The sequence below is a fragment of the Mucilaginibacter sp. AK015 genome, assembly GCF_014200785.1.
Taxonomy (GTDB): Bacteria; Bacteroidota; Bacteroidia; order Sphingobacteriales; family Sphingobacteriaceae; genus Mucilaginibacter.
Genome location: NZ_JACHCV010000001.1, coordinates 1,218,035 through 1,241,539 on the forward strand (window position 1 = coordinate 1,218,035; position 23,505 = coordinate 1,241,539).

Annotated in this window: 17 protein-coding genes; 11 read left to right on the forward strand and 6 right to left on the reverse strand. The window is 45.2% G+C overall.

Going from position 1 to position 23,505, the window contains the following annotated elements:
* Positions 1–17: 17 nt before the first annotated feature.
* Positions 18–347, reverse strand: a complete 330-nt coding sequence (locus HDC91_RS05320; RefSeq protein WP_157526371.1) for a helix-turn-helix transcriptional regulator — start codon at positions 345–347, stop codon at positions 18–20.
* 85 nt (positions 348–432) lie between these two features.
* On the opposite strand from HDC91_RS05320, the gene HDC91_RS05325 reads away from it, so the two are divergent.
* Both HDC91_RS05325 and HDC91_RS05330 read left to right on the forward strand, forming a co-directional pair.
* Positions 433–1,056, forward strand: coding sequence for an ankyrin repeat domain-containing protein (locus tag HDC91_RS05325; RefSeq protein ID WP_157526369.1), 624 nt, complete (start codon positions 433–435; stop codon positions 1,054–1,056).
* Positions 1,057–1,059: 3 nt separating this feature from the next.
* Positions 1,060–1,473 (forward strand): VOC family protein, encoded by a 414-nt coding sequence (locus tag HDC91_RS05330; RefSeq protein ID WP_157526367.1) that lies wholly within the window; start codon positions 1,060–1,062, stop codon positions 1,471–1,473.
* 1 nt (position 1,474) lies between these two features.
* Here HDC91_RS05330 and HDC91_RS20090 read toward each other — a convergent pair whose 3' ends face one another.
* Entirely contained in the window at positions 1,475–1,690 is a 216-nt protein-coding gene (locus HDC91_RS20090; protein ID WP_166584882.1) for a GDCCVxC domain-containing (seleno)protein, read from the reverse strand.
* 443 nt (positions 1,691–2,133) lie between these two features.
* Here HDC91_RS20090 and HDC91_RS05335 point away from each other — a divergent pair, with 443 nt between their 5' ends.
* The 6 genes from HDC91_RS05335 (at position 2,134) to HDC91_RS05360 (ending at position 9,765) form a co-directional block, all read left to right on the forward strand.
* Complete coding sequence (locus HDC91_RS05335; protein ID WP_370576788.1) at positions 2,134–3,510, forward strand: hypothetical protein; 1,377 nt, start codon at positions 2,134–2,136, stop codon at positions 3,508–3,510.
* An 11-nt stretch (positions 3,511–3,521) separates the two neighbouring features.
* Positions 3,522–5,009: a SusD/RagB family nutrient-binding outer membrane lipoprotein gene (locus HDC91_RS05340; protein WP_183549013.1), complete on the forward strand. Its 1,488-nt coding sequence runs from the start codon at positions 3,522–3,524 to the stop codon at positions 5,007–5,009.
* Between the two features lie 32 nt (positions 5,010–5,041).
* Complete coding sequence (locus tag HDC91_RS05345) at positions 5,042–6,541, forward strand: DUF5689 domain-containing protein (RefSeq protein WP_183549015.1); 1,500 nt, start codon at positions 5,042–5,044, stop codon at positions 6,539–6,541.
* A 46-nt stretch (positions 6,542–6,587) separates the two neighbouring features.
* The gene (locus tag HDC91_RS05350; protein WP_183549017.1) at positions 6,588–7,994 is read left to right on the forward strand and encodes a calcineurin-like phosphoesterase family protein; all 1,407 of its coding nucleotides are present in this window, start codon (positions 6,588–6,590) and stop codon (positions 7,992–7,994) included.
* Complete coding sequence (locus HDC91_RS05355; RefSeq protein WP_183549019.1) at positions 7,984–8,898, forward strand: glycerophosphodiester phosphodiesterase family protein; 915 nt, start codon at positions 7,984–7,986, stop codon at positions 8,896–8,898. The genes HDC91_RS05350 and HDC91_RS05355 overlap by 11 nt, the downstream gene beginning before the upstream one ends.
* A gap of 639 nt (positions 8,899–9,537) precedes the next feature.
* A complete protein-coding gene (locus HDC91_RS05360; protein WP_183549021.1) occupies positions 9,538–9,765 on the forward strand; it encodes a hypothetical protein in 228 nt (75 codons plus the stop codon).
* 375 nt (positions 9,766–10,140) lie between these two features.
* Here HDC91_RS05360 and HDC91_RS05365 read toward each other — a convergent pair whose 3' ends face one another.
* A complete protein-coding gene (locus tag HDC91_RS05365) occupies positions 10,141–13,341 on the reverse strand; it encodes a glycoside hydrolase family 2 TIM barrel-domain containing protein (protein ID WP_255476662.1) in 3,201 nt (1,066 codons plus the stop codon).
* A 533-nt stretch (positions 13,342–13,874) separates the two neighbouring features.
* The gene (locus HDC91_RS19830) at positions 13,875–14,114 is read right to left on the reverse strand and encodes a hypothetical protein (RefSeq protein WP_221262109.1); all 240 of its coding nucleotides are present in this window, start codon (positions 14,112–14,114) and stop codon (positions 13,875–13,877) included.
* Between the two features lie 503 nt (positions 14,115–14,617).
* Between HDC91_RS19830 and HDC91_RS05375 the strand changes: the two genes are divergently transcribed.
* A complete protein-coding gene (locus tag HDC91_RS05375; RefSeq protein ID WP_183549023.1) occupies positions 14,618–17,935 on the forward strand; it encodes an ABC transporter permease in 3,318 nt (1,105 codons plus the stop codon).
* A 176-nt stretch (positions 17,936–18,111) separates the two neighbouring features.
* On the opposite strand, the gene HDC91_RS05380 is transcribed toward HDC91_RS05375, so the two are convergent.
* Positions 18,112–18,525, reverse strand: coding sequence for a hypothetical protein (locus tag HDC91_RS05380; protein WP_183549025.1), 414 nt, complete (start codon positions 18,523–18,525; stop codon positions 18,112–18,114).
* A 269-nt stretch (positions 18,526–18,794) separates the two neighbouring features.
* On the opposite strand from HDC91_RS05380, the gene HDC91_RS05385 reads away from it, so the two are divergent.
* On the forward strand, positions 18,795–19,904 hold the full coding sequence (locus HDC91_RS05385; protein WP_183549026.1) for a hypothetical protein: 1,110 nt from the start codon (positions 18,795–18,797) through the stop codon (positions 19,902–19,904).
* Positions 19,905–19,931: 27 nt separating this feature from the next.
* Positions 19,932–22,415, forward strand: coding sequence for a UvrD-helicase domain-containing protein (locus tag HDC91_RS05390; RefSeq protein ID WP_183549028.1), 2,484 nt, complete (start codon positions 19,932–19,934; stop codon positions 22,413–22,415).
* 23 nt (positions 22,416–22,438) lie between these two features.
* Here the strand turns inward: HDC91_RS05390 and HDC91_RS05395 are convergent, their stop codons facing one another.
* Positions 22,439–23,503 carry a type I restriction endonuclease gene (locus tag HDC91_RS05395; protein WP_183549030.1) on the reverse strand — a complete coding sequence of 355 codons (1,065 nt, stop codon included), beginning with the start codon at positions 23,501–23,503 and terminating at the stop codon, positions 22,439–22,441.
* Between the last annotated feature and the right edge of the window lie 2 nt (positions 23,504–23,505).

Below are 23,505 nucleotides of genomic sequence, written 5' to 3' on the forward strand. Positions count from 1 at the left end.
GATGTATTCAAATTTTTTTAACAGCAGGTCGCTTTCACATCAAAGGCGGAAAAAAAACTGCCCATCTGTTCTTTTAGCTCGTTCCAAACCGGTGGATTAATACAGTAACAAACGCTAACGCCTTCAATGGTGCCTTGTATCAAACCGGCGTTCTTCAGTTCTTTTAAATGCTGTGAAATGGTCGGCTGCGCTAAACCCAGTTCATCCACCAGGTCGCCGCAGATACAGGTATTCGATTTAATGATCTCCTGTAAAATAGCGATACGTGCAGGATGCGCAATGGCTTTCAGCATCACAGCTAACCTGTTTTGTTCGTCGGTGAATATTTCTGTTTTTGTTAAGCCCATTGTTTATATTGCAATATTACGATTAATATTCAATAGCAAGAAACAAATTATCAAAATTTAATTAGCTTTGGGATAATGATATAAAATGCAAGCCAGCGAATTATATAAATTAGTTAACCAGGTGGATCTTGTGTCGTTGAGAACGGTACTTGAGGGCGACCCAAGCCTGGCTAATGGGGGTATTCCGTGCAGCGATGCTCAGCCGGAGATGAAAGGCCATCCTTTGCATCGGCTATGTGATTTGGTTTTTGCTAAGATCATTACTGAAGAAAAAGCTATTGAAATAGCAAAAATCTTACTTGAGTTTAATGCTGACATTAATGGTTATCAATCAAAAGGCGATAACAACACCCCATTGCTCGCGGCAGCAAGCCTCCACGCGGAGAAATTAGGAATATTCTACATTGAGCAGGGTGCGGATTTTTCTTACACCGATCATGACGGGGCCACGGCCTTGCATTGGGCGGCTTTTTGCGGAAGGGATCAATTAGTTGAAGTATTAATTGCAAAAGGAGCAAATATTGATCAACCCGATATCACCTTCAACTCCACACCGATAGGCTGGGCAGTACACACATTAACTTCCGGTGACAATGGTAACCAGTACCATCAGATCAATTGCATTCAACTGCTGTTGAAAGCGGGTGCGGATAAAACAAAACTGGATGCGGATACAATAGCTTATGTTAATACTTTAGCGGCGGTTTAAACGATGACAAAATTAAAAGGAAGCATCCCGGCTTTACCTGTGGTAAACATTCCCGAAGCTGTAGCTTTCTATGAAGGTAAAATGGGTTTTAAAGCGCGGCATCAAGAAGATCGCTTTGCTATTTTAACGCGTGATGGTTTAGATATACACCTTTGGGCGGCTTGCGACCACGATTGGCGATATAAGTTCTGGCTCGTTTTACGGCCCGTCAGTACCGGTGCGGAAAGTTTTTTGGCAGGCACTGCTAGTTGCCGAATAGAAGTAACCGGGATCGATGAACTTTACGAGGAGATGAAAGCCAGTGGCGTAATCTATAACGCCGAAACAGTAGTAGAAGATCAGCCCTGGGGCAACCGTGATTTTCCCACACTTGACCTGCATGGTAACCTGATCACTTTTTTTGAGATCGTAAACTAACTTAGCCGCAGCAGGAAGTACCTTGCTGTATAGGCGGGCATTTTACGGTTCCATAGCTGCAAAAAACACAGCAATCACCAGCCAGCGGCTTTAGTCGGGCTTTACAGCTTTCACATTCGTAAAAATACTGACAGGCATCTGTCGGCATTTCTTCTTCTTTTTGAAAGCCACAGTTAGGACACATAATTACCGAATTGAGTTGGATGGTAGCAGCCATATTTAATTGTTTTTGATGAGCGTTGGCTGATTGGGTGTTTCGGAGATATGTTACACCCTATTCCGTGGCAAACTGACCACCTATTTTGCTGGCAAAGAAATGCAGCAGATGCTTTAGCAGCATAAAACAAAGATAGCTTATTTACCTTTTCCCAATTGGTCTGGTGGCGCTCATGCTTTTTCTTAGAAGCTTGAAACACCTGGGTAGTTACCGCATATCTCTTTCGGTAATCATCGTCCATCGCTTTAATAGCGGCTTTACAGGACCATTTCCCTTACGCGATCAGGCTCCCGATTAACTTTTTCATCGGGTCGCCATATCACGCTTCTAAACAGCACAAGCAGTATCTAAAGCGTAGTTACAAAAACGGGGTGGTCAGTTTGATCCGGAATACCCTGCTCACTTTGAATCCGGAATGGGTGGTCACTTTAAATCGGAATCAGGTGGTCAATTTCAGCGGAACCTCCACCAGGTATGCCATAAATAGTTTTTACGGGTTATTATCAACCAGCTTTAAGGATTACCTGTATATGGATATAACCGCGCGGCAGGATTGGGTGAGTACGCTTGCAACCGCAACCCGTACGGATAAAGTGGGTTTCTTTTACCCTTCGGCAAGTTTAAGTTTACTTGCTTCAGAAGCATTTAAACTTCCGCGTGCTATCGATTATGCCAAGTTCAGGGTGTCGCTTGCGGGTGTCGGCAGCGGTACTACCAATCCTTATCAAACCACCTTTAATTATGTATCTGCCGGCAGCACCTATGCGGGCGGGTTGCAAAACCCATCAAGGCTGGCCAATCCCGATTTGCAGCCCTTGCGTACTACCACGCTTGAACTGGGTACCGAAATGCGCTTTTTTCATAACCGTTTAGGGTTTGATGTTGCTGTGTACACCGGCAACACCAAAAACCAGATACTTAACCGTACGGTAGACCAGGCATCCGGCTTTAGCCAGGCAGTTATAAATGTAGGCCGTGTAAATAACAAGGGAATAGAGGTTGCATTAAACGGTACGCCGGTGCGCACTTCGGGTGGTTTCAACTGGACGATAAACACCACTTTCTCGGCTAATAAAAACACCATTGAGCAATTGGCCGATAGCGCGGTGGTATTACGTAACGGGCCTACGGGCGGCGGCCAGATCGTAGCTAAAGTTGGCGGCAGCATGGGCGATGTTTATGGTCGCGGGTATATGCGCTCGCCAGACGGACAAATTGTTTACGATGCTGCTACAGGCTTTGCGCGATTGGCCGAAGACTTGGTATACCTGGGCAACACCACACCAAAATGGAGGGCCAGCCTGGGGCAGGACTTTAAATACAAACAGTTTGGCCTGCATGTTTTGTTTGATGCACAGGTTGGTGCCGTTGCTTATTCCTTATCAAACTATAAACTTACCGAGCAAGGTAAAACAACCATTACCCTGCCCGGAAGGTACAACGGTATAATTGGTAAAGGTGTTATACAGAACTCCGATGGAAGCTATCGTCCTAACGATGTTATCGCATCAGATATCGACGGGTATTACCGCTCGCATTATGGTATTGATAATGCCGAAGGTAACACCTTCTCAACCGATTTTATAAAATTCCGCGAGGCCAGATTTGATTATACGCTTAGTGCCAAATTAACTAAAAAGCTTGGTATGCGCCGTGCCACAGTTGGTGTATACGGCCGCGACCTTTTTATATGGACAGCCTGGCCCATCTTCGACCCGGAGTTTGGTACGCTATCGGGCAACGATATAGTGCAGGGTTTCGAAATAGCGCAATTCCCTTCTACCCGCACATTTGGATTTAACTTAGTTATAGGTATTTAATAAATGATGAGATGAAAAATAATTTAAAAGTTATATGGATGATGATGTTGTGCGTATTCATCGTAACATCATGCAAAAAAGGGTTCGAGGAGATCAATACCGACCCTAACGGAACGCCAAACGCGTTACCTAAGCAATTGCTTGCACCCGCTCTTGTTAATATGGTATCGTACAATTTAATACGCAGCCGTAATTTTAACAACGAATTGATGCAAGTAACCGTTGACCCGGGCGACGGCGAAGGTAAGGTGTTTAGGTATGATATAAGGCGCACGCTGGCAGACTATACCTGGAACGGTTGGTATAAACAGCTAACTAATTTTAAGGATATATACAAAATATCAAGCGAAGAACTAACCTATAATAAAACGTACATGGGTATTGCCCTTATATGTCAATCGTGGACGTATTCGTTACTAACCGACACTTACGGTGACATACCTTATTTTGAGTCAAATCAAGGCAGGGACGGTAACTTTACACCAAAATTTGACAGGCAAAAGGATATTTACCAGGATATCTTTAAAAATCTGGAAGCAGCCGACACCCTGCTTAATGGGGCGGCAAATGTAACCGATGCCAGCGACCCGGTTTTTAACGGCAATGCCTTAAAATGGCGCAAGTTCGGCAACTCGCTTTACTTGCGTTTGTTGCTCAGGTTATCGGGCAAGGCCGAGGTTTCTGAAGCGTGTATAGCTAAAATAAAGCAAATTGTGGATACCAACCCAGACGATTACCCGGTTATGACCAGTAATGATGATGCTGCCGTACTCCGTTGGACAGGTGTTGGCGCCCTTACGTCGCCTTTTATTGGCGGTGTACGCGAGCAGGATTGGCGATCGGTTGGCTTAGGAGAGTTTTTTATTGACAACCTATCCCGTTGGGCCGACCCTCGTTTGACAACAAACCGTTGGTCGATATCAACCTATCAGGGCGGTATTGCGGGCATTCCAAGCGGGTACGCGCCCGGCGAAAGTATTGGTATAAAATCTTATTTCTTATCAACCACTTCGCCAAAAACTTTGATGAACGACCCGTTAACCGGTAACATCATGAACTACTCTGAACTGCAGTTTATACTTGCCGAAGCCGCAGCCAAAGGCTGGATAAGCGGCGATGCAAAAACCTATTACAATAACGGCGTGCTGTCAGGCATTACGTTTTGGATACCCACTTTTGATACGCCCATAGATACTTATCTCGCTAATGCCGACATCACCTGGAATGACGCATCATCGCTTGATAGCAAGATGGAAATGATACATCTGCAAAAGTATTACTCATTGTTTTATACCGATTTTGAACAATGGTTTGAGTATCGCCGTACAGGGCACCCTATTTTGCCTAAAGGCAACGGTTTAAGAAACAATGGTGTTATGCCAGCCAGGTTAAATTATCCGGTTTACGTGCAATCTTCAAATCCCGATAACTACAAGGCTGCCGTAGCAGCGCAGGGTGCTGATGATATAAGCACACAGGTATGGTGGCAAAAACCTTAATTATTCAGTTTCACATTCTAAGGATCAAAAAAATGAAAAAGATATATTTAATAATCCCTGTACTTTTTGCCGCCCTCGGGTTGTTCTCCTGCAAAAAGAACAATTACGCCGAGGGTACCCTAAGCCCGATTATTGCCCTTGTGGATCTTAAGGATCTGTACAAGGGTGCGGATGTAGTATTAAACACGGATAAACTTAACGGGGCAAAACAAATTGTAGGGGTTGTAATTTCTGATGCTACCGAGGGTAATACACCCAAAGGCCTATTAATTGTACAAAATTACAGGCGAAACGCTTTGCGGGGTATCGCTCTTGCGATTGGCGATGCCGCATCAAACTACGTGCCCGGCGATTCAGTTGTGGTGCAGGTTGACGGCGCTACCTTAACCAAAGTTAATGGCAGCACACGCTTAATAGGGATTACGGAGGCAGCTATAACAAAGGTTGCGGCAGATCAGGCTATTAAAGTGCAGTCCGTACCCTCTGGTACGCTGCTTGCAAATCCTGATGTTTATGAAAGTACGCTCGTTACCGTAAGTAAGGCCATTACCGTTCCCGAGCCACAAACCGGCGAAACGTATACCGGCGATAAGCAAATAAACGATGGTTTTGGTATACTTACCCTGCATACCGAAGCTAGCGCCAGTTATGCAGGTAACGAATTGCCGTTCAGTGCAAATTTTACAGGCATACCGGTGGTGTCTATCGCCGCAGATACCACGATACAAATATGGCCGCGTAACGCCGGTGATATATTTGCGTTGGCAGCAACAAAGCCCGCGCCTATTGTAATAACCGGCTACCTTACCGACCCAACCGGGGGCGATGCTAATTACGAATACATACAGTTGATGGCAACAAAAGATATCGATTTTTCGGTAACAAACTATTCGGTAGTTACTTGTAATAATGCCGGTACCAACCCTCCGTCGCCGCTTGGCTGGTCGCAAGGGCTTGCACGTACTTATAAATTTAATCTTACACAGGGTAAAGTGCAAAAAGGACATTTCTTTTATGTGGGGGGCAATAAAAAGATATATGGCGGCAATTCAACCGATATAAGCGATGCCAACTGGATAAACAGCACTTTATATGCCGACGAGCCGGGTGCCGATTTTGGCAACCCAACATCTAATTTGCTGGCCAATAGCGGTAACGTAGCAGGTATAGCTGTTTTTCAGGGCATTACTGTGGATGCCTCGTCGGTACCGTTAGACGTTATTATGTACGGCGGTAATGGTAACGTATACTCGGCCGGTCCGCCGGAAATTGGCTACCGCATTACCAATACCGATTATTACAGCACCATAAACTCGTTAACACGCGAGGCACAGGCCTTTTACGGCGGAGGCACCAATACCGCAAAATTACCTTTGCCTGCCACCAGTAATTTTAGTAAGCTTGGTGGTGTTTATGATGCGCTTACCGGCCGCTGGACAACCGGCCGTACCGTTACCAGCGTGCCTTTAACTATTACATCTTCATTGAGTACTATAGAGGTGGGCGACGGGTTCACAACCATTCAAAATTAAATTAAAAACATAAAAGGCCGGTAACGCCGGCCTTATCACACATAAAATGAACAGAAGAAATTTTATTCAGCAAATTGGGTTAATAACCGGTAGTGCTTTTATAGCACTCAATAGCGAAGCGTTTGATTTGGTTGCGGCAACGGTAAAAGGCCGGGTTACCGATGGGAAAAAAGGGATAAAAGATGTAGTAATGTCTGACGGGTACACCGTTGTACTTACCGACACCGATGGTAACTACGAAATTACCCCACATCCTAAAGCAAAATGTATTTTTATGAGTACGCCTGCCGGGTATGTTTTTAAAACCGACTACAATGTTGCGAAACAATATCAAAAGCTCGACGATAAACATTTCGACTTTAAGCTGGAACCCTTAAAGCAGGATGATACCAATCACCATTTTATTATATGGGCCGACCCGCAGGTTAAAAACCAAAAGGATGTTAAACAGATGATGGATACATCGGTGCCGGATACTATAGCAACCATAAAGGCGCTTGGAAAGGACGCACTTGTACACGGTATTTGTGTGGGCGATCTGGTGTGGGATAACCACGATCTGTTCCCTGTTTATAATGACGCTATTGCCAAAATAGGAATACCTTTTTTTCAGGTGTTGGGCAACCATGATATGGATTACCGTATGGGCGGCGACGATACTTCTGACGTTACCTTTAAGCAATTTTACGGGCCCACTTATTACTCTTTTAACCGGGGCAAAGCACATTACGTTGTTTTAGACGACGTGCGCTACCTGGGCACAGAGCGGGAGTATGACGGATACATTACCGAAGATCAATTAGCCTGGTTAAAAAAAGATCTGCAGCATGTCCAAAAAGACCAATTGCTTATCATCAACCTGCATATCCCGGTTTATAACCACGTAAAAAACAATACGGATTTTTATGCTGTGCTGAACGGGTTTACAAACGTGCATATCATGTCGGGCCACACACACTTTCACGCAAACAATATTACGAACGGTGTATTTGAGCATAACCACGGTACGGTTTGCGGCGCCTGGTGGACCGGCCCCATTTGTGTGGATGGTACCCCGCGCGGTTATGGGGTTTACGAAGTAAAAGGTGCCGAGCTTAAATGGTACTACAAATCAACAGGCTTACCTGCCGAAAACCAGATAAGCGTTTACGTTGAGAAATTAACCGACCAAATGCGGTTATTGGCAAATGTATGGAACTATGACCCGGAATGGAAAGTAGAGTACTTCTTAGATGATAAGCCAATGGGGCAACTTCAACAGCAAACCGGTTTCGATCCGCTTTCAGTTTCGTTGTATAAGGGAGAGGACATGCCGACGGGCAGGCATTTTGTAGAACCTAACGAAACCGACCACCTGTTTATGGCTCATTTTAACCCGGCGGTAAAAAAGGTAAGGGTTGTAGCTACAGACAGATTTGGTAATAAATATTCAACTGAATTAGATGCAAAGTAAAACGTTCAATTTTATTGTTTGGTTAAGCCTGATAGTTATATCAGGCTTAACCATTTCGGCAATTTTCCAGCCCCCCAACTATCCGGCATTTGATACCGAAGCCCACCGCGGCGGCAGGGCTTTAATGCCCGAAAACACTATCGCTGCCATGAAAAATGCTGTAGATTTAGGTGTAACCGGCTTGGAAATGGATACGCACATCACCGCGGATAATATGGTGGTGTTATCGCATGATGAGTATATAAACCCTTTATTTACACTCGACCCTGATGGTAAAGAGATAGCTAAGGTAGACGCAAAAAAACTCATACTGTATAAAATGAGTTATTCGGAATTGAAAAAATACGATGTTGGCTCTAAGTTTTACAGCAAATTTCCGCAGCAGAAAAAAGTAAAAACATACATGCCGCTGTTGTCAGAACTTATCGATTCGGTTCAAACCTATCTAAAAGTTAAGCATCAAAAACAAGTGTTTTATAATATCGAAACCAAATGCTCGCCGGAAGGCGACGGTTTATATAACCCCAGGCCTGATGAGTTTGTGAGCCTTCTAATGGATGTAATTAAAAGTAAAGGTATTCTGCAATATGTAGTTATCCAGTCGTTTGATAAACGTACACTGCAAATAATCCATAAAAAATATCCGGCGGTACTTACCTCGTACCTGGTAGATAACAATAAAACTTTTGAGGAAAACATGAGCGATCTTGGTTATTTCCCTTTTATTTACAGCCCTGCGTTTAAATTGGTGAATGCCGATATGGTAAAGCAGTGTCACAATAAAAATGTAAAGGTTTTACCGTGGACGGTTAATACCAAAGAAGATATTGAAGCATTGAAAGGCTTTAAAGTAGATGGTATCATATCCGATTATCCGGAACTGCTTACGTCCCTTATAGAATAGGTACGATTATACTCTGATTTCAAATAACATCTGTTAACATTCGGTTCATTGTGAATCATAAAAGTTGTGTCGATTTAAAGCCAAAATAAGATGATTTTCAATTTTACAATAAATAATAAAGGATTGTTATAGCTTAAATTCAAAAAACGTCGTTTAAACTTAAATTTTAACTCTTAAGGCTCAGTGAATCACAAACCCTTAAAAACAATAAACACTTTTAATCACCTACGGGCTACTTTATCCCATTTGGATTCGAATCAAAGGCCTGGATTAAATCTGCACCGCACCCGCTTTCTTTTCCACCGCTTTAGATAACAAAAGATTGTTATAACGTTCCGAACGTCCTTTTATTTAATTTCTTATCTAAAGAGAAACTAGCATTATATAGGATTTAATTCCACGAATATTGCAAATGACAGTTTTAAGGATGGGAGTATCCCCCGTAGTTTACATAACCAACACGATCATCCTCGTCGATGTCCAAGGCCGAGTTAGCGGTAAAAGAAAGCGAGGTCCCGTCCGGGAAGCGCATCACCAGTGTTGGAACGAATATCCATTCGTCATGACCATTTGGATATATCGTGATCTTCTCCGGCCGAAAATGCATTCAGACTTCAATATATATTCTCTGTGAGAATCATGCGGTACAAGATTTACGGTATTGCTGCTGCCGTCATCGGGAAATTCTTTATCCTCATTGTAAACCGTTTCCGAAAACACGGCGCCATGCGTGCCAAAAATTTCAATTTTGACGGAAGTGTCATGATCCTTATTATCAGTTTGATGCTACCGCTTTTCCGCATTCTTCAATTCGGTTATAAGCTGTTTTTCAAGTCTTGCCAGCCATCGTCCGCCGCTGGAAGTTAACAGTATAACGCCAATAGGTTTTTGGGCCAAAAAGACATAACCGCTTGCGTACCCGTCTAAATCGCCACCGTGTCCATAGCGGATCCCGATACTGTCAACAGTCTTTACAAGGCCGAATCCGTAATGCCCTTCCGCTATGTCTCTGGTGAGGATGAGTGGATTATCCTCTCTTTTGCTGTATTGAACTTAAACACTAAAGGTGATCATTTTGAAAAAGGCAAAGGGGGGGTGCTTATTGCGCTAATCATAACGTTAGGATAGCGGGAAAACATAATCACTTATAACCGCCTTTTTCAGGCGGCTTACCTGGAAACAATTTACAAGAGCATTCTTCGGTCATTACTCAAAAATCAACCAAATGTTAATAAATAGCATTTACAGGTTAATCTCGTAAGCGAAGTTTGTTTTTTTGCCGTAAACACGGTACTGTTCCAACGGTTTTGGTCCGCAACCATTGGAGCCTACACCTAAGGTTTGATGGCTTATGGTTAATACAGTATGATTGCTTTTTGGCAGGTCAATTTTGTATTCTACTGGTGCCATCTCTTCATCTGTATATGGCAATGCCGAAACCTGCATTAAAGCGCTTTGAGCGCTCACATTCAGTTTTAGTCCGCCTGCCGATCTTAAATTAATCCATCTTACATCCTCATGGTTGCCGCATTCCATTGGTTTTTCATAAGGTGTAAGCTGTTCCGCTACAGTGCTGGTATAATGACCTATGTCTGAGCCACGTTTACGATCGGCGTAGTTTTCAAACGGCCCCCGGCCGTAGTAATCAAACTGGTTTAAATCGTTATTGAGTATTAACCGAACGCCCATACGGGCAAGTGCTACTGTCGAATCGCTGGCAGTAACTTCGTTTTGTGCAAGTATCTGTCCGCTTGTATTGATGGTATATACCGCCTTATGATCAACTCTGAAATTCTGGTGCCCATAGCCGGTAAGTTCAGCGGCAATCTGAATGTTTCCGTTGGTTAATTGCTTATAGCTTACTGCATTCACTTTCCATTTCAACTCGGTTATGCCTTTTCTTTCCCAGTCACGGTAAGCCCACATATCATCTATCTGATGGGGTGCGCGCCATAGATGTAAACGGGGCCCGCCTTCTCGGGTAAGTATATCAACCCCGTTCTTAGTAATAGCCGTGAATGTCCCCTGCGATTTATCAAATATGGAGGTAAAATCTGCTCCTTTAACAGTTATCAGTGACCCTTCGCTAGATAAATTCAAGGTGCTTTTAACGTCTTTTTTCCTGGCCGTAACAATTGAATTTGAAACTGCCAATTGTTGGGACGCAATTTCGTAGCCTTTTGGAGCCCATTTCTCGTCGGTGGTTAAATCAAGCGAGAGCCTTATGAAATATTCGCTGCCAGGTTTTATTTTATACCCGTAAGGGATACGTATTTCTTTTTCCGATCCGGGTGCCAGATTTCCTGTGTTGAATAAACCACTGGCGACTTTGTCGCCGTTCTCAATTAAGCTCCAAACCCCTGCAAAGCTATTTAAGTTGGTGAACTGGTAACGGTTTTTAAATAGGAAAATCCCCTTACGGGCGTCAATAGCTTTAATGGTAACCCATTGGTAGGCGTGTTTTAATTCGGGGTAATGCGGCTTTAAAGTACGGTCTGAGAAAACAACTCCTTTATGAATAAAATATTTGTCGTTCGGGTACTCGCCAAACCCACCGCCGTAGGCAGTAACGCGATGATTCGGATCGCGGTTATTATAAATACCCTGGTCCTGCCATTCCCAAATTGCGCCGCCAAGCAGGGTGGGATATTGATCAAAAAGGTCGTTATATAAGTCGACTGAGCCCATGGAATTGAACATAGCATGGGCATATTCACAAAGGTAAAAAGGCTTCGTAAGTGTATTACTTTTAGCGTTTTTTTCAACTTCTTCTATCGATGTGTACATCCTGCTGTCAATGTCCGCAGGATTATCCGGTCCTGTTCCAAATCCCTCGTAATGCGCGGGACGTGTCGGATCAATCGCTTTGATGGTACTTAAGGCAGCTCTGAAATTAGAACCGCCCGAGCCGCACTCGTTACCCAGCGACCAGATCAATACCGAGGGATGATTTTTAAAGTTTTCTACATTGGCCACATTGCGATCGATAATCGCCGCCTTGATACGCGGATCTTCGTTAAACTCATCCCATGCGCCGTGAGATTCCAGGTTAGCTTCTGCGACAAGATAAATGCCGTATTCATCGCATAGCTCGTACCAGCGCGGGTCGTCAGCGTAATGACAGGTGCGAACATGGTTGCAGTTTGCCTGCTTGATAAGCTTAATATCGCGTATCATTTGCGCTTCGGTAACTGCGTGCCCGTCATCGGGCCAGTTTTCGTGGCGGTTTACGCCTTTAAGTTTTACCGGCACACCATTTACCATAAAAATCCTTCCCTTTATCTCGATTTTCCTGAAGCCCGTTTTTGATGATATATGTTCAATGGCTGTTGATCCATCATACAAGGAAAGTACCGTTGTGTATAATTTGGGGGTTTCTGCGGTCCATTTTTCTGGCGACGTTACCGGGATGTCCGCCTTAATGGTGATCTCTTCGCCGGGTTTCAAAACTGGCACCTGCTGCCCGGTCATTGCACCTGCCACCGGCTGGCTGCCGTTATAAAGCTTTATCTCAAGTTTTCGCGGGGGCGTGGCTACGGTTCCGTAATTTTTGACCTTTGTGCTAACCTGCAAAACAGCGTTGTGGTACTGCGGGTCGAAAGTTGTTTTTATAAAGTAATCTCGGATATGTTCAGGCGGCGAGCTCCACAATGTTACATTCCGGAAGATACCGCTTAGCCTGAACATATCCTGGTCCTCCAGGTAGCTGCCGGTAGTAAAGCGGTAAACTTCAACAGCAATTATATTGTTACCGGGTTTCACATACTTGGTAATATCAAACTCGGCCGCATTACGGCTATTAACGCTGTATCCTACCTTCTCACCGTTTACCCACAAGAAAAACCCCGCGTCAACGCCGTCAAATGTCACAAAAATGCGGCGGTCTTTCCAGTTTGCCGGCAACTCGAAGTTGCGGCGGTAACTGCCTACCGGGTTACGCTCCTGGTAAGCGGTGAAATTTAAGGGCGGCGCACTCATAACGCGGGGGAAATCTTTTTGAAAGATATAGTTATAGTTACTGTAATAGGGTGTGCCGTAACCCTCGACCTGCCAGTTTGAGGGTACTTTGATGTCTTTCCAGCCGGATACATCATAATCTTTTTTGTAGAAGTTAACGGGCCGTTTTTGAGGCCAGTCTACCCACGAGAACTTCCAGTTGCCGTTTAGTGTCTTGGCGTAGGATGAGGCATGCCTGTTTGCGATAAGCGCCTCTTTTAAAGAGCCATAAGGCATTAGCGTAGCATGATGGGCTTCTTTGTTAATGCCCAAACACTCCGGGTCCTCTATCTCTTTTGGAACGAAAGCCGTATCAGATTTTGAGAAAAGATGGTTAACTGAAAGGTTCTGGGCTAAAGCGCTGCCTGTATAAACGGCGAAAAAGAATACTATAACAGCGATAGTTTTTGACATGCCGGAAAAATAGGTTTGTTTAAAAATCTTCATTTTAGTTTTTCAATGATATGCCGAAATTTATTCCCGGTTACCCGAACTTTGATTATCTGATTTATGTCAATACATAAGGCAATATTGCCTGCCAATTCCAGAGGAACAAATATATTATTGCAATAACCAATAGCGTTATAATTTTTTAATTAAGCATATTGCTATTGTCTAAAAGTAAATAAAACCGAAAGATGGCTTAATCCGTTCCAAAGCGCAATAATTTTTTACGGTGTAATGCGAGACGACGGACGATCAGTTCTGACAGTGAGCTTGTTCGTAACAGGATAGGCCTCTTCGGCTCGTTGAAAATTACCGTTCGAAACTTAAAGCCTGGACCCGAAACGACGATTTGTTAAGTCGTTAATATTGCAACTCGCGCATGTCGATGTCCCCCAACTGGAGAATATCAAGTCTGCAATTAATACGGGATGGCGGATCAACCCGGCTTCTTCTATCACCACTGACTGAACCTACAACAGGTTTCCGGTTCAATAATGGCAGCCGTCTTCTTTGCATACTTTTCGGCAAAGTCTTTACCCTCCTAAAGAATATCCAAATGAAATCATGAGCAAATCGCCGGCTATTTTGAGTACATTAAATCTTTCTGGTATTTTAAAACATCCAACTACCAAGACCTCATCCGGTTCATCGACAGCGGCGGATATCAGGTCCTCATTCTCGGATATAGCTACGGCTTGTCCGACCGCACCATGTTGAACATGATCTTTGAACATGAGAACTGCAAATCCATCAAAATTTATTACGATGAACATAATGGCCGGAATAACGTTACCACGCTACCCCAGGAAATCTCGCGGCACTTTCGGGACAAAGGCATAATGCGAAAAAAGATCTTACCGTTTAACCGCTCCAGCCCTATGCCGCAGTTTCAACCCTGATCAAGAATCCACTAATATTAACTTACTTCTTCTCTCGCGGCTTATGAATGTGCGGTGGCCATGTAGGATGTAATATAATCTATGTACTAGTAATAGATTACTACAAGCCATGCTGGTATCAGACAGAAAATACCAAACAGGTAGCCATTTGCAGGATCAACGATGACCAGCTTTCTGTTTTGGCAACTGACGCGAATGACTCAAACCGTACATACCGGCGTCCGCTTCTGTTACAGTCTATTATTCGCCTTGAGTTAATTCGTTATTGCTCAATTAATTATAGGTTTGGAACGAAAATTGACCGAAATAGCCACTTGCAATCCTTCATATTTCATATCGGCGTTGATGACCTGCTTCACCTGGCGGCTATAGTCAGTATGCTTACACTGGCCCTATTATTAGTATTCGCCAGGAAGCAGTCGCCGGCTGCTGCCCGGTGGTTAAGCCCGGCACTGTTGGTATTCTCCCTGCATTTGGCGCAGCTCCCCCTCGATTTTTCGCTGGCGCTGGGCCCTTTGGTCTATTTCTTCACCCGCAAAACCGTGCGGCCGGAGCAGCCTTTCCGCCGCCTGGATTGGGCGCATTGCGGTGTGGCGTTGATCTGCCCGCTGGTGCCGGGCTGGATGGCATCCATTTTTATTCTGGTTTACCTGTACCTGTCCCAACGGATGATCAGGCGATTTTACGATGAACTGCCACCCGTATGGATGGACAAGCCCCGTTTGGCATTCCGGCAACTGGAGACGTTTTTATATGTGCTGGCCGTTAGCTTTTTATTAGGATGGTTCAGCGATGCTTTCACGCTGGTTACCGCCGCGGTACTTGTCATTATGGCCGCGCAGGTGATCCTGAAGCCGGCTGTTTTTAGCGCCATAGCGCAGCCGAAAATGATCGCCGGCGACCTGCGGGAAAAAAGCAGGTGGCTGAAGCAAACGGTAAAGGAAAGACGGCTTTACGAAGATCCCGGCCTGACCCTGCCATCGCTGGCAGCGAAGCTGTCCGTTCCGGTGCACGAATTATCGCGCATCATCAACCTGGGGCTCAAAAAGAACTTCAACGACTTTATCAATGAACTGAGGGTACAGGAAGTATCCCGGAAAATGCGTCAGCCCGCTTATGAGCAGCTTACCCTGCTCGGGATCGCCTACGAATCAGGTTTCAATTCCAAGACGACCTTTAACAGGGTTTTCCGGGAACTGACCGGGAAAAGCGCCGCTGAATACAAAAGCGAACTGGACAAACAGCGCCCAAGTTATAATGCGGGCCTCCAGCAAAGCCCGCAGCCCTTATCATTGCGTTCAGTAGTCAAACGCAATTTTATGATCAGAAATTATATCAAGACCGCCTGGCGCGGTTTGCTGCGGAATAAGTCGCAAAGCATCATCAATATTTCAGGGCTTGCTGTCGGCCTGGCCTGTGGTCTTTTGATCCTGTTATGGGTACAAAACGAGTACAGCACTGATGCTTTCTTTACAGGCAGCGAACGCTTGTTCAAAGTGTATAAAAGCGATTTTTACAACCAGACGGAAACCGGTAGCTATGAAATGCCCGGCATCCTGGCGGACGAATTAAAAAGAAGGTATCCGGATATACAGTATGCGACCAATATGGGTTTCGGAGAAACCAGCACTTTTCAGGCCGGCGATAAAATCGTTAAGATGATGGGTAATTCAGCCGGCGCGGATTTCTTTAATATGTTCAGTTACCGCTTGCTGGCCGGTACCGCGCAAAACGCACTTAATTCACCCTCTTCCATTGCCATTTCCAGAAAAATGGCCGGGATATTTTACGGCAGCCCCGAACAGGCCTTAGGGCAAACGATCCGCTACCAGAACCGGAAAGATTTTAAAGTGAGCGCCGTTTTTGATGACCTGCCGGCTAATTCCTCCCAAAGTTTTGACTTCTTACTCAACTGGGACGCCTTCCTTGAAAATAACGCCTGGGCAAAGGAAATGGGCAATAATGGGCCTCATGCCTATGTAATGCTGCGACCGCAAGCAAGCGCCGCAGCCGTTAACAACAAGATCGCCCGCTTTTTTGACCTGTACTGGCATATCGACCGTAAAACGGCCCTCGCTTACACCGACCTGGCCCTGCAACCCTATGCCGATGCCTATTTAAACAATAACATTCAAAGCGGGAAACCTGAGGGCGGCCGCATCAGGTATGTGCATTTGTTCAGCATCACCGGTATTTTTATCCTGCTGATCGCCTGTGTCAATTTCATGAACCTGATGACGGCACGGTCGGTGAAAAGGGCCAAAGAAGTCGGCGTACGCAAGGCTATAGGGGCATTGCGACCGGCGCTGATCAGCCAGTTTATCTGGGAAGCGCTGATCGTAACCGCGCTGGCCGTGTCGCTCGCTTTGCCCCTGCTATGGCTGGCGCGGCCCTGGTTCAACGGATTGGTACAAAAACAGGTCGGCCTGCCATTCGGGAACCCGCTCTTCTGGTTACAGTTATTGGGTATCACCGTGATTACCGGATTGATTTCCGGTCTTTACCCGGCTTTATTTCTTTCCGGTTTTAAGCCCGTGAGGGTGTTAAAAAGTACCATTAAACTGGATACCGGTACTTTACTGCTTCGTAAAGGGCTGGTCGTGTTCCAGTTTATACTGGCTGTCCTGCTGATGACCGGCACGGTCATCGTTTCCCGTCAAATGCGCTATATGGAATCCAAGGACCTCGGTTACAGTCGCGAGAACGTGGTCTACCTCCCTGCCGAGGGCGAACTGGACGCCAAATACGCGGTCTTTAAGGCCGGACTGTTAAACCAGCCTGGTATACAGGCGGTCAGCCGTATCAATATGCCGCCGGTCGATATTTACGGCAGCAGCGCCGCCGTGGACTGGACCGGTCATGATCCAAAGATGAACACGCTGTTTACCCACGCGACGATTGGTTATGATTACTTCAAAACGATGAAATTGACACTACTGGCGGGCCATGAGTTTCGAGCTGATCACCCGGCGGATACTTCGGGATATATTCTCAACGAAACGGCTGTCAAGCTAATCGGCTATAAAGACCCGGTTGGAAAGCCCTTTACCTGGCTGGGCAAAAAGCGCATGATCGTGGGTGTTGTCAAGGATTTTCATTTTCATTCCCTGCATGAAACCGTTGGCCCGATGGTGTTGGCGGCCGGCGAGGACCAGCACGGCGGCGTGATATTGATCAGGACGCAACCGGGTATGACATCAACTGCGCTGGCGGCAATTCAGCAATTCAGCAAACAATTGAACCCGGCTTTCCCGCCGGTCATTTATTTTACCGACCAGGAATATGCGCGTTTATACCAAAATGACCAGGTCATCAATAGTTTGGCGGACACGTTCACAATCCTGGCCATCTTTATATCCAGCCTCGGGTTATTGGGCCTGGTCATGTTCACTACTGAACAAAGGTTTAAGGAGATCGGTATCCGCAAGGTGCTTGGCGCGGGTGTCAACAACTTGTTTATCCTTTTATCACGCGAGTTTATCGTGCTGATCGTTATCGCCATCGCCGTCGCCACGCCACTGGCCTGGTATGCCACGAACGGCTTTCTGCAAGGTTTTGCCTATCGTGCACCGCTGTCCTGGTGGATGTTTGCCTTTTCTGCAGGTGCGATCATTCTGATCGCGCTGATGACCGTCAGCTTTCAGATCATTAAAGTGGCCCTGGCCAATCCGGTAAAAAGCTTACGGAGCGAGTGATCGTTGTTTCCAATTTGCGCGGGGCATAATGGTTTTAGTCGAAAGACTGCTCATGCGGCCCGGGTAGTTCCGGGCCGTTTGTTGATCTTTGTCGAACCCGGCTGGTATAAACCTGGCGCACCGGGATGGACATCAGGTCATCACATGTGTTATTTGCCGTCTGAGGTTAAAGCAATTTAATTCTTATTAGTAAACGCAACAATAGCCAGGATTATCTGCACTATACCGACAACCATTGCTAGATAAAAAGACCTGTTAGCAATCTTAATTGCCTGGCGGGCTTCGTCTCGCGCTTTTTGTGAATCAGCTTTTGCTTGCTCAAGCGCTTCGTAATTATACAGTTGGCCTAATGCTTCCAATTTCAGATGATAAGCATTACCAGTGTTATTCAAATTCGGCCGGTTTCCCTGGCTGTCCTGGAATGCTAAGGAGAAAATATTTCTGAACTTTGCAAAATGAATAGCGTTTGGTTGACCGGGGTTAACGTATATTTCCCTTTCGTTTAAATATTCGATTAAGGTTTGGGGATCGACAGTCTCTAATTTACTCCCATACCGCAATATTTCGATGTATGCTTCAAATTCTTCCATGTAAGTTTAAAATAGTCAAAATTCACTTGCCGAAAAATAAGACATTCCAGTAATAAGCGCCAGAAATATTTCACGTTTACTTCGCTTTGTAGTGTTCTTGGGGGGTTTATGAGGATATTGCCTGAATTTAATGAAATCGCCAAAATGACATGGGGTTTTAAATGGCTATGCCGTAACGTTGATTGCTTTGGACGGCCCTCAATTACGGACAAAAAAAATGATTTCTAAAAATTAAATACATAAATTTAAGCAGTCTTAACCTGACCTGCATGAAAACCTTACACAAAATAACACTATTGGCGGCTTGCCTGCCCCTGTTTTTCAATAACACCGCATCTGCGCAGCGGGAGTCGATCTTAAGAAAATTAAGCAGCGGCTCGGTAATTTCTCAAGCAAAAGGGAAACTACCCAATGACATTACCGTTATTACAAGTTTGAACTTGACCGGTCAAAAATTCACCATGACCGGCGAAAACCTCCATAAGATAAAACTGATAACGCAGGGAAGCGATACGCTCAAGGTCGTCGGCGTGCCTGCGGCCCGGGAAATTACCCTCGAGAGATTACCGGACCTGAGTAAACCGATATTGCTCAAAACTACGACGGGAACGGTATCCTTTTCCCCAGCCACCGGCTCTTCCAGCTTTACACCGGACCCGGAATTCGCCACCCAAGGGATGATTGATCAGGGGTTGTCGGGGACCGAAACCGATCTGGAAGGCCTGGCGGAATTCACACTGCCAAGCCTGGGCAGCAATGGTTTCAATATTGTTCCTACGCCGACCATATCCGCAAGCCAGCTGTCAAAAAGCGGCCGGTACGCATTCGGCAGTATGATCTGGGCCAATAGTTTCGGTTTGGACAGCCTTCGTGATCGCGTCGGGGCGAAAATGCTGCTTCCCCAAACCAGCCTGTTCGGGATGAATTTTAATTTGACCTGGCTGTCGGGAGCAACCGGGGGAAGCGATAAAGTGGCAGCCTTCGCGGCAGGTGTAGACCTGAATTTCCTATTAAAAAAAGTTGGATTTTTAGATACGGCAACCAGGAAGACAAACGATTTTACGCCGTTTGTTTTTCACCCCAAATTGGGCGTGACGGGGGCTTTTTTCGATGCGAAAATGCAGGTATCATTTTACTATAACATCTTGTTTACCCTTACAGAAAATGATAAGGTGAAGAATTTCTTTAACACCAAAAAAAATATCTATGGGTACCCTCAAATGGATGTTACCGGCGTGTTTTTTATGGATGACAATAAAAAAACGGCCATCAAGGCGGGGCTTAACATGATCATTAATACTGCGGATGCACGGATCATATCGGGAACGGGCAGTTCTGTCATCCCCTACTTAAAGATCGGCTTGCTTTCCAGTCTTTAAAAATATTTCCAATGCAGCTATCCCATTATGCCACTTAAAAGCCTGCTGCGAACATTAAATGTCGTTGTGTTTTGCATTTCGATCATCGGCATCTGGTATGTTTATAAAGAATGGCAGGCACGGAGAACAGCCCGTAGGGAGTTACCGAAGTATCGCCAGGCATTTGAGGAAGCGTTACAAAAAGCTGACGGGCTACTGTCTTACGATCGATATTTTGCTTTTTATGATGAGCAGATATTTCGTCAAAAGTATCAAAAGCTTCGTCACCTGGTCCCCGCTGATGTATCAAAACTAAATTTACCAGCAGATCTTTTTGCGATCGTTGATCGTTTTGCCAATGTATTCGATCAGATCTCTGCACTTCGGCACGAATATAATAAAGAATTTGAAGAGCGGGAGGCAAAAACATACGCGGGCTTCTTTAGCAGCCTGGAAGATTACCCGCTTTCACAAGAGCAGATCAAAGCTATAGTCCGCGATGAGGACAATAACCTGGTTTTAGCCGGGGCAGGTACCGGGAAAACGACCACGATCGCCGGTAAGGTCGCCTATTTGCTGGAGAAAAAACTGGCCGGGCCGGAGGAACTTCTGATCATCTCTTTTACAAAAAACGCTGTTGCAGAAATGACGGAAAGATGCAAGCGCTTTTGCAAGGGTATTGCGGATGTTCATTTATTAGAAATCCGGACCTTTAATGGGTTTGGCTACTTTGTAAACCGTCATTGTGTTGATCACGAAATACATATTGCCTTCAGGGGCGATGAAAGCGCTGTTAAAACTTTCCTGCAAGAAACTTTTGACCGTTTGTTTCTAGTAGATAGCGGGTTTCAAAAAAAAGCGGTCAATTTTATTTCTTTCTTTAATCGTCCCGAACGGGATGAATTTGAGTTTGAGACGACGAACGATTTTTTGAAACACGAAAAAAGTTTCAAGAATATTGCCTTGGACGGTGTTGAAGTAAAAAGCAAAGAGGAATTACAGATCGCCAATTTCTTTTGTTTAAATAGTATTGCCTATGCGTACGAAAAACATTACCCGCTTCAGGCGGAAGACCGATCCGCGAATAACGCCGCCTACTACCCGGATTTCTATTTAACCGCACATGACATTTGGCATGAGCATTACGGCATCGACAAAGCTGGCAATGTACCGAAGCGTTTTGGTACCAGGCCGGGCTTTACAACAGCTAAAGATTACTATCACGCATTGATGAAGTGGAAAGAGCATATCCATACTAAGTATGGCACCAAACTCATCAAGACCTTTTCCTATGAAAGCCGGGAAGGGCGCTTGTTAGCCAGCTTGAAAAAGCAGTTGACCGATTTGAATATTCCACTGACCCCGAGAAAACCGGAAGATATACTCGAAATGGTCAGGGATTCACCGCATTACCAGGACTTTCTTGATTTAATTTTTACTTTTCTTGGTCTGATGAAAGCTAACAGGATGACGCCTGCAGAAGTTAAAACCAAATCGAAGGATAAGCGCCTAGCAGTTTTTATGGGAATATTTGAACCGCTCTATCAAGCGTACCAGGCGCGGTTAAATAAAGCATCAGAGATCGACTTTAATGACATGATCAATGACGCAGCATCTCATATCAGGAAAGGTAATTTCAAAAGCAGCTACAAATACATTTTGGTCGATGAGTTTCAGGACATGTCACTTGGCCGATATGATTTGTTGAAAAGTATTAAGGCACAAAATCCGGCAGCCAGGCTTTATGCTGTCGGTGATGACTGGCAATCCATTTTTCGTTTTACCGGCAGTGATATATCAATCATCACAGACTTTGAAAAGCACTTTGGCTTTACCAGTCAGACTACCATAACACAGACCTATCGGTTCAATGAACAGATATTGAAGATCTCAACCGATTTTATTCAAAGAAACCCCAAACAGCTTCGAAAAAATTTAACGGCCAGGCACCCGGCGCATTTGGAAAGTTTTATTTTCAAAAATTCAAGCCCGGCCGGTACGGATATCATCAGCATATTAGAAGAGATCAGTGTATTGCAAGCTGATGCAACCGTCTTTTTTATCGGGCGATATCATCATAATGAACCCCAAAAATTACGGGAAATAAAGTACCGGTACAAAGGCCTTGTGTTAGCGTATCACACCGCACACAAAGTAAAAGGCATGACCTGTGATTATGCCGTTCTCCTCGATCTCAATTCAGCCGTATTAGGATTTCCATCCGAGATGGCAGACGACCCGTTATTAAATCACCTGCTTAACGAAAGCGATGCATTTGAAAACGCTGAAGAACGCCGGCTATTTTACGTGGCCATCACCCGGGCGCGCCACCGAAACTACCTGCTGGCAGATGCCAATCATCCCAGCAAGTTCGTAACTGAATTGAAGGAAATGTTAGGGGTAACCACGCAAGGTATCGTCTACTGCCCCGAATGCCAGGGCAGCATGGTGTTAAGGAAAGGTCCGTTTAACGATTTTTACGGATGTTCAAACTATCCTGACTGCGAAGGTAAACTTGCAATTGATCAATAACTTGGGCTAAAGCGTTTCCAATATCATTTCTTTCCCTTTTCCAACTTCCCAACCGCTTCCAATAGCGTCTCTGCATATCCATAGATTTCATCCAGGGTCTTTATCTCGTACTTCAGCTCTTTCTTATTCTCATCCAGCACCACCAGGTATTGCTTCGAACTACCCAGGTAAAGCCTGCAAATCGTTTTGCGGTTATTGTCATCCAGCAAAATCGCAAAGTAAGACTGGGCATCCCGGTAGGTGATGCGTTTGGCATCCACGTTTTGTCGCAGCAGGGATTTAACGATATAAAACCCCTCCAGTTCTTCCTCCGTTGTCACGATATTCGGCGCGGGTTCACCAGCTATTGTTTCCGCTTCAGCCGCCTCCAGCTGTTTTTCCTGGTTGAGTGCGGATTTTAGCCGTTCGTTGATGGCATCGCTGATCAGCAAGTTGAACGACCGCTTGATGATCGGCCCGAACTGCTCTTTTACTTTCGCGGTCAGCACGCCCGCGTAAACCTGCCGGGTAAAAAATGAGATAAATGCGTCTGAGGGCGTGATCAGTTCTTTATTCAGGAATGTTTTTAATTCGTTCAGATATTTTAATTCGCTGGCCGTATTGGTGATGCTCTCCACATCGAAATAAGACTTGTGGAACTTCTTCAGTTCCGCGATCTCCGCCTCCTTGATTTCCGTGATGTTAAACTCAAAAAACGGGGTAGTGTCCATCTTGTTCTGCTCATCCAGGTCCGTATAGAAACGATAGTTCAGCCCGTTGGTCAGCAAACCGAATTTCGCTTTGGTCGTGTGAAAATACCGGAACAACTGCGAATTGTGCGGGTCCAGCTTTTCGAGGTGGTGCTTGCATTCGATCAGGATGGTCGGCTCCCCGTCCTTCATGATCGCGTAATCCACCTTCTCTCCTTTCTTGATGCCGATATCGGCGATAAATTCCGGGTTTACCTCAAAAGGGTTGAATACGTCATAGCCCAATACTTGTATGAAAGGCATGATAAGCGCGTTCTTGGTCGCTTCTTCCGTTTTGAGCTGCGGCAGCAATTTTTCAACCCGTGCCGCTAATTGTAATATTTGATCTTTAAAGTCCATGT

Coding starts and splice junctions, on each gene's coding strand:
- HDC91_RS05325 (WP_157526369.1), top strand. CDS start 433: ATGCAAGCCAGCGAATTATATAAATTAGTTAACCAGGTGGATCTTGTG.
- HDC91_RS05395 (WP_183549030.1), bottom strand. CDS start 23,503: ATGGACTTTAAAGATCAAATATTACAATTAGCGGCACGGGTTGAAAAA.
- HDC91_RS19830 (WP_221262109.1), bottom strand. CDS start 14,114: ATGTTCATCGTAATAAATTTTGATGGATTTGCAGTTCTCATGTTCAAA.
- HDC91_RS05390 (WP_183549028.1), top strand. CDS start 19,932: ATGCCACTTAAAAGCCTGCTGCGAACATTAAATGTCGTTGTGTTTTGC.
- HDC91_RS05380 (WP_183549025.1), bottom strand. CDS start 18,525: ATGGAAGAATTTGAAGCATACATCGAAATATTGCGGTATGGGAGTAAA.
- HDC91_RS05375 (WP_183549023.1), top strand. CDS start 14,618: ATGCTTACACTGGCCCTATTATTAGTATTCGCCAGGAAGCAGTCGCCG.
- HDC91_RS20090 (WP_166584882.1), bottom strand. CDS start 1,690: ATGGCTGCTACCATCCAACTCAATTCGGTAATTATGTGTCCTAACTGT.
- HDC91_RS05320 (WP_157526371.1), bottom strand. CDS start 347: ATGGGCTTAACAAAAACAGAAATATTCACCGACGAACAAAACAGGTTA.
- HDC91_RS05365 (WP_255476662.1), bottom strand. CDS start 13,341: ATGAAGATTTTTAAACAAACCTATTTTTCCGGCATGTCAAAAACTATC.
- HDC91_RS05350 (WP_183549017.1), top strand. CDS start 6,588: ATGAACAGAAGAAATTTTATTCAGCAAATTGGGTTAATAACCGGTAGT.
- HDC91_RS05385 (WP_183549026.1), top strand. CDS start 18,795: ATGAAAACCTTACACAAAATAACACTATTGGCGGCTTGCCTGCCCCTG.
- HDC91_RS05330 (WP_157526367.1), top strand. CDS start 1,060: ATGACAAAATTAAAAGGAAGCATCCCGGCTTTACCTGTGGTAAACATT.
- HDC91_RS05360 (WP_183549021.1), top strand. CDS start 9,538: ATGCGGTACAAGATTTACGGTATTGCTGCTGCCGTCATCGGGAAATTC.
- HDC91_RS05355 (WP_183549019.1), top strand. CDS start 7,984: ATGCAAAGTAAAACGTTCAATTTTATTGTTTGGTTAAGCCTGATAGTT.
- HDC91_RS05340 (WP_183549013.1), top strand. CDS start 3,522: ATGAAAAATAATTTAAAAGTTATATGGATGATGATGTTGTGCGTATTC.
- HDC91_RS05345 (WP_183549015.1), top strand. CDS start 5,042: ATGAAAAAGATATATTTAATAATCCCTGTACTTTTTGCCGCCCTCGGG.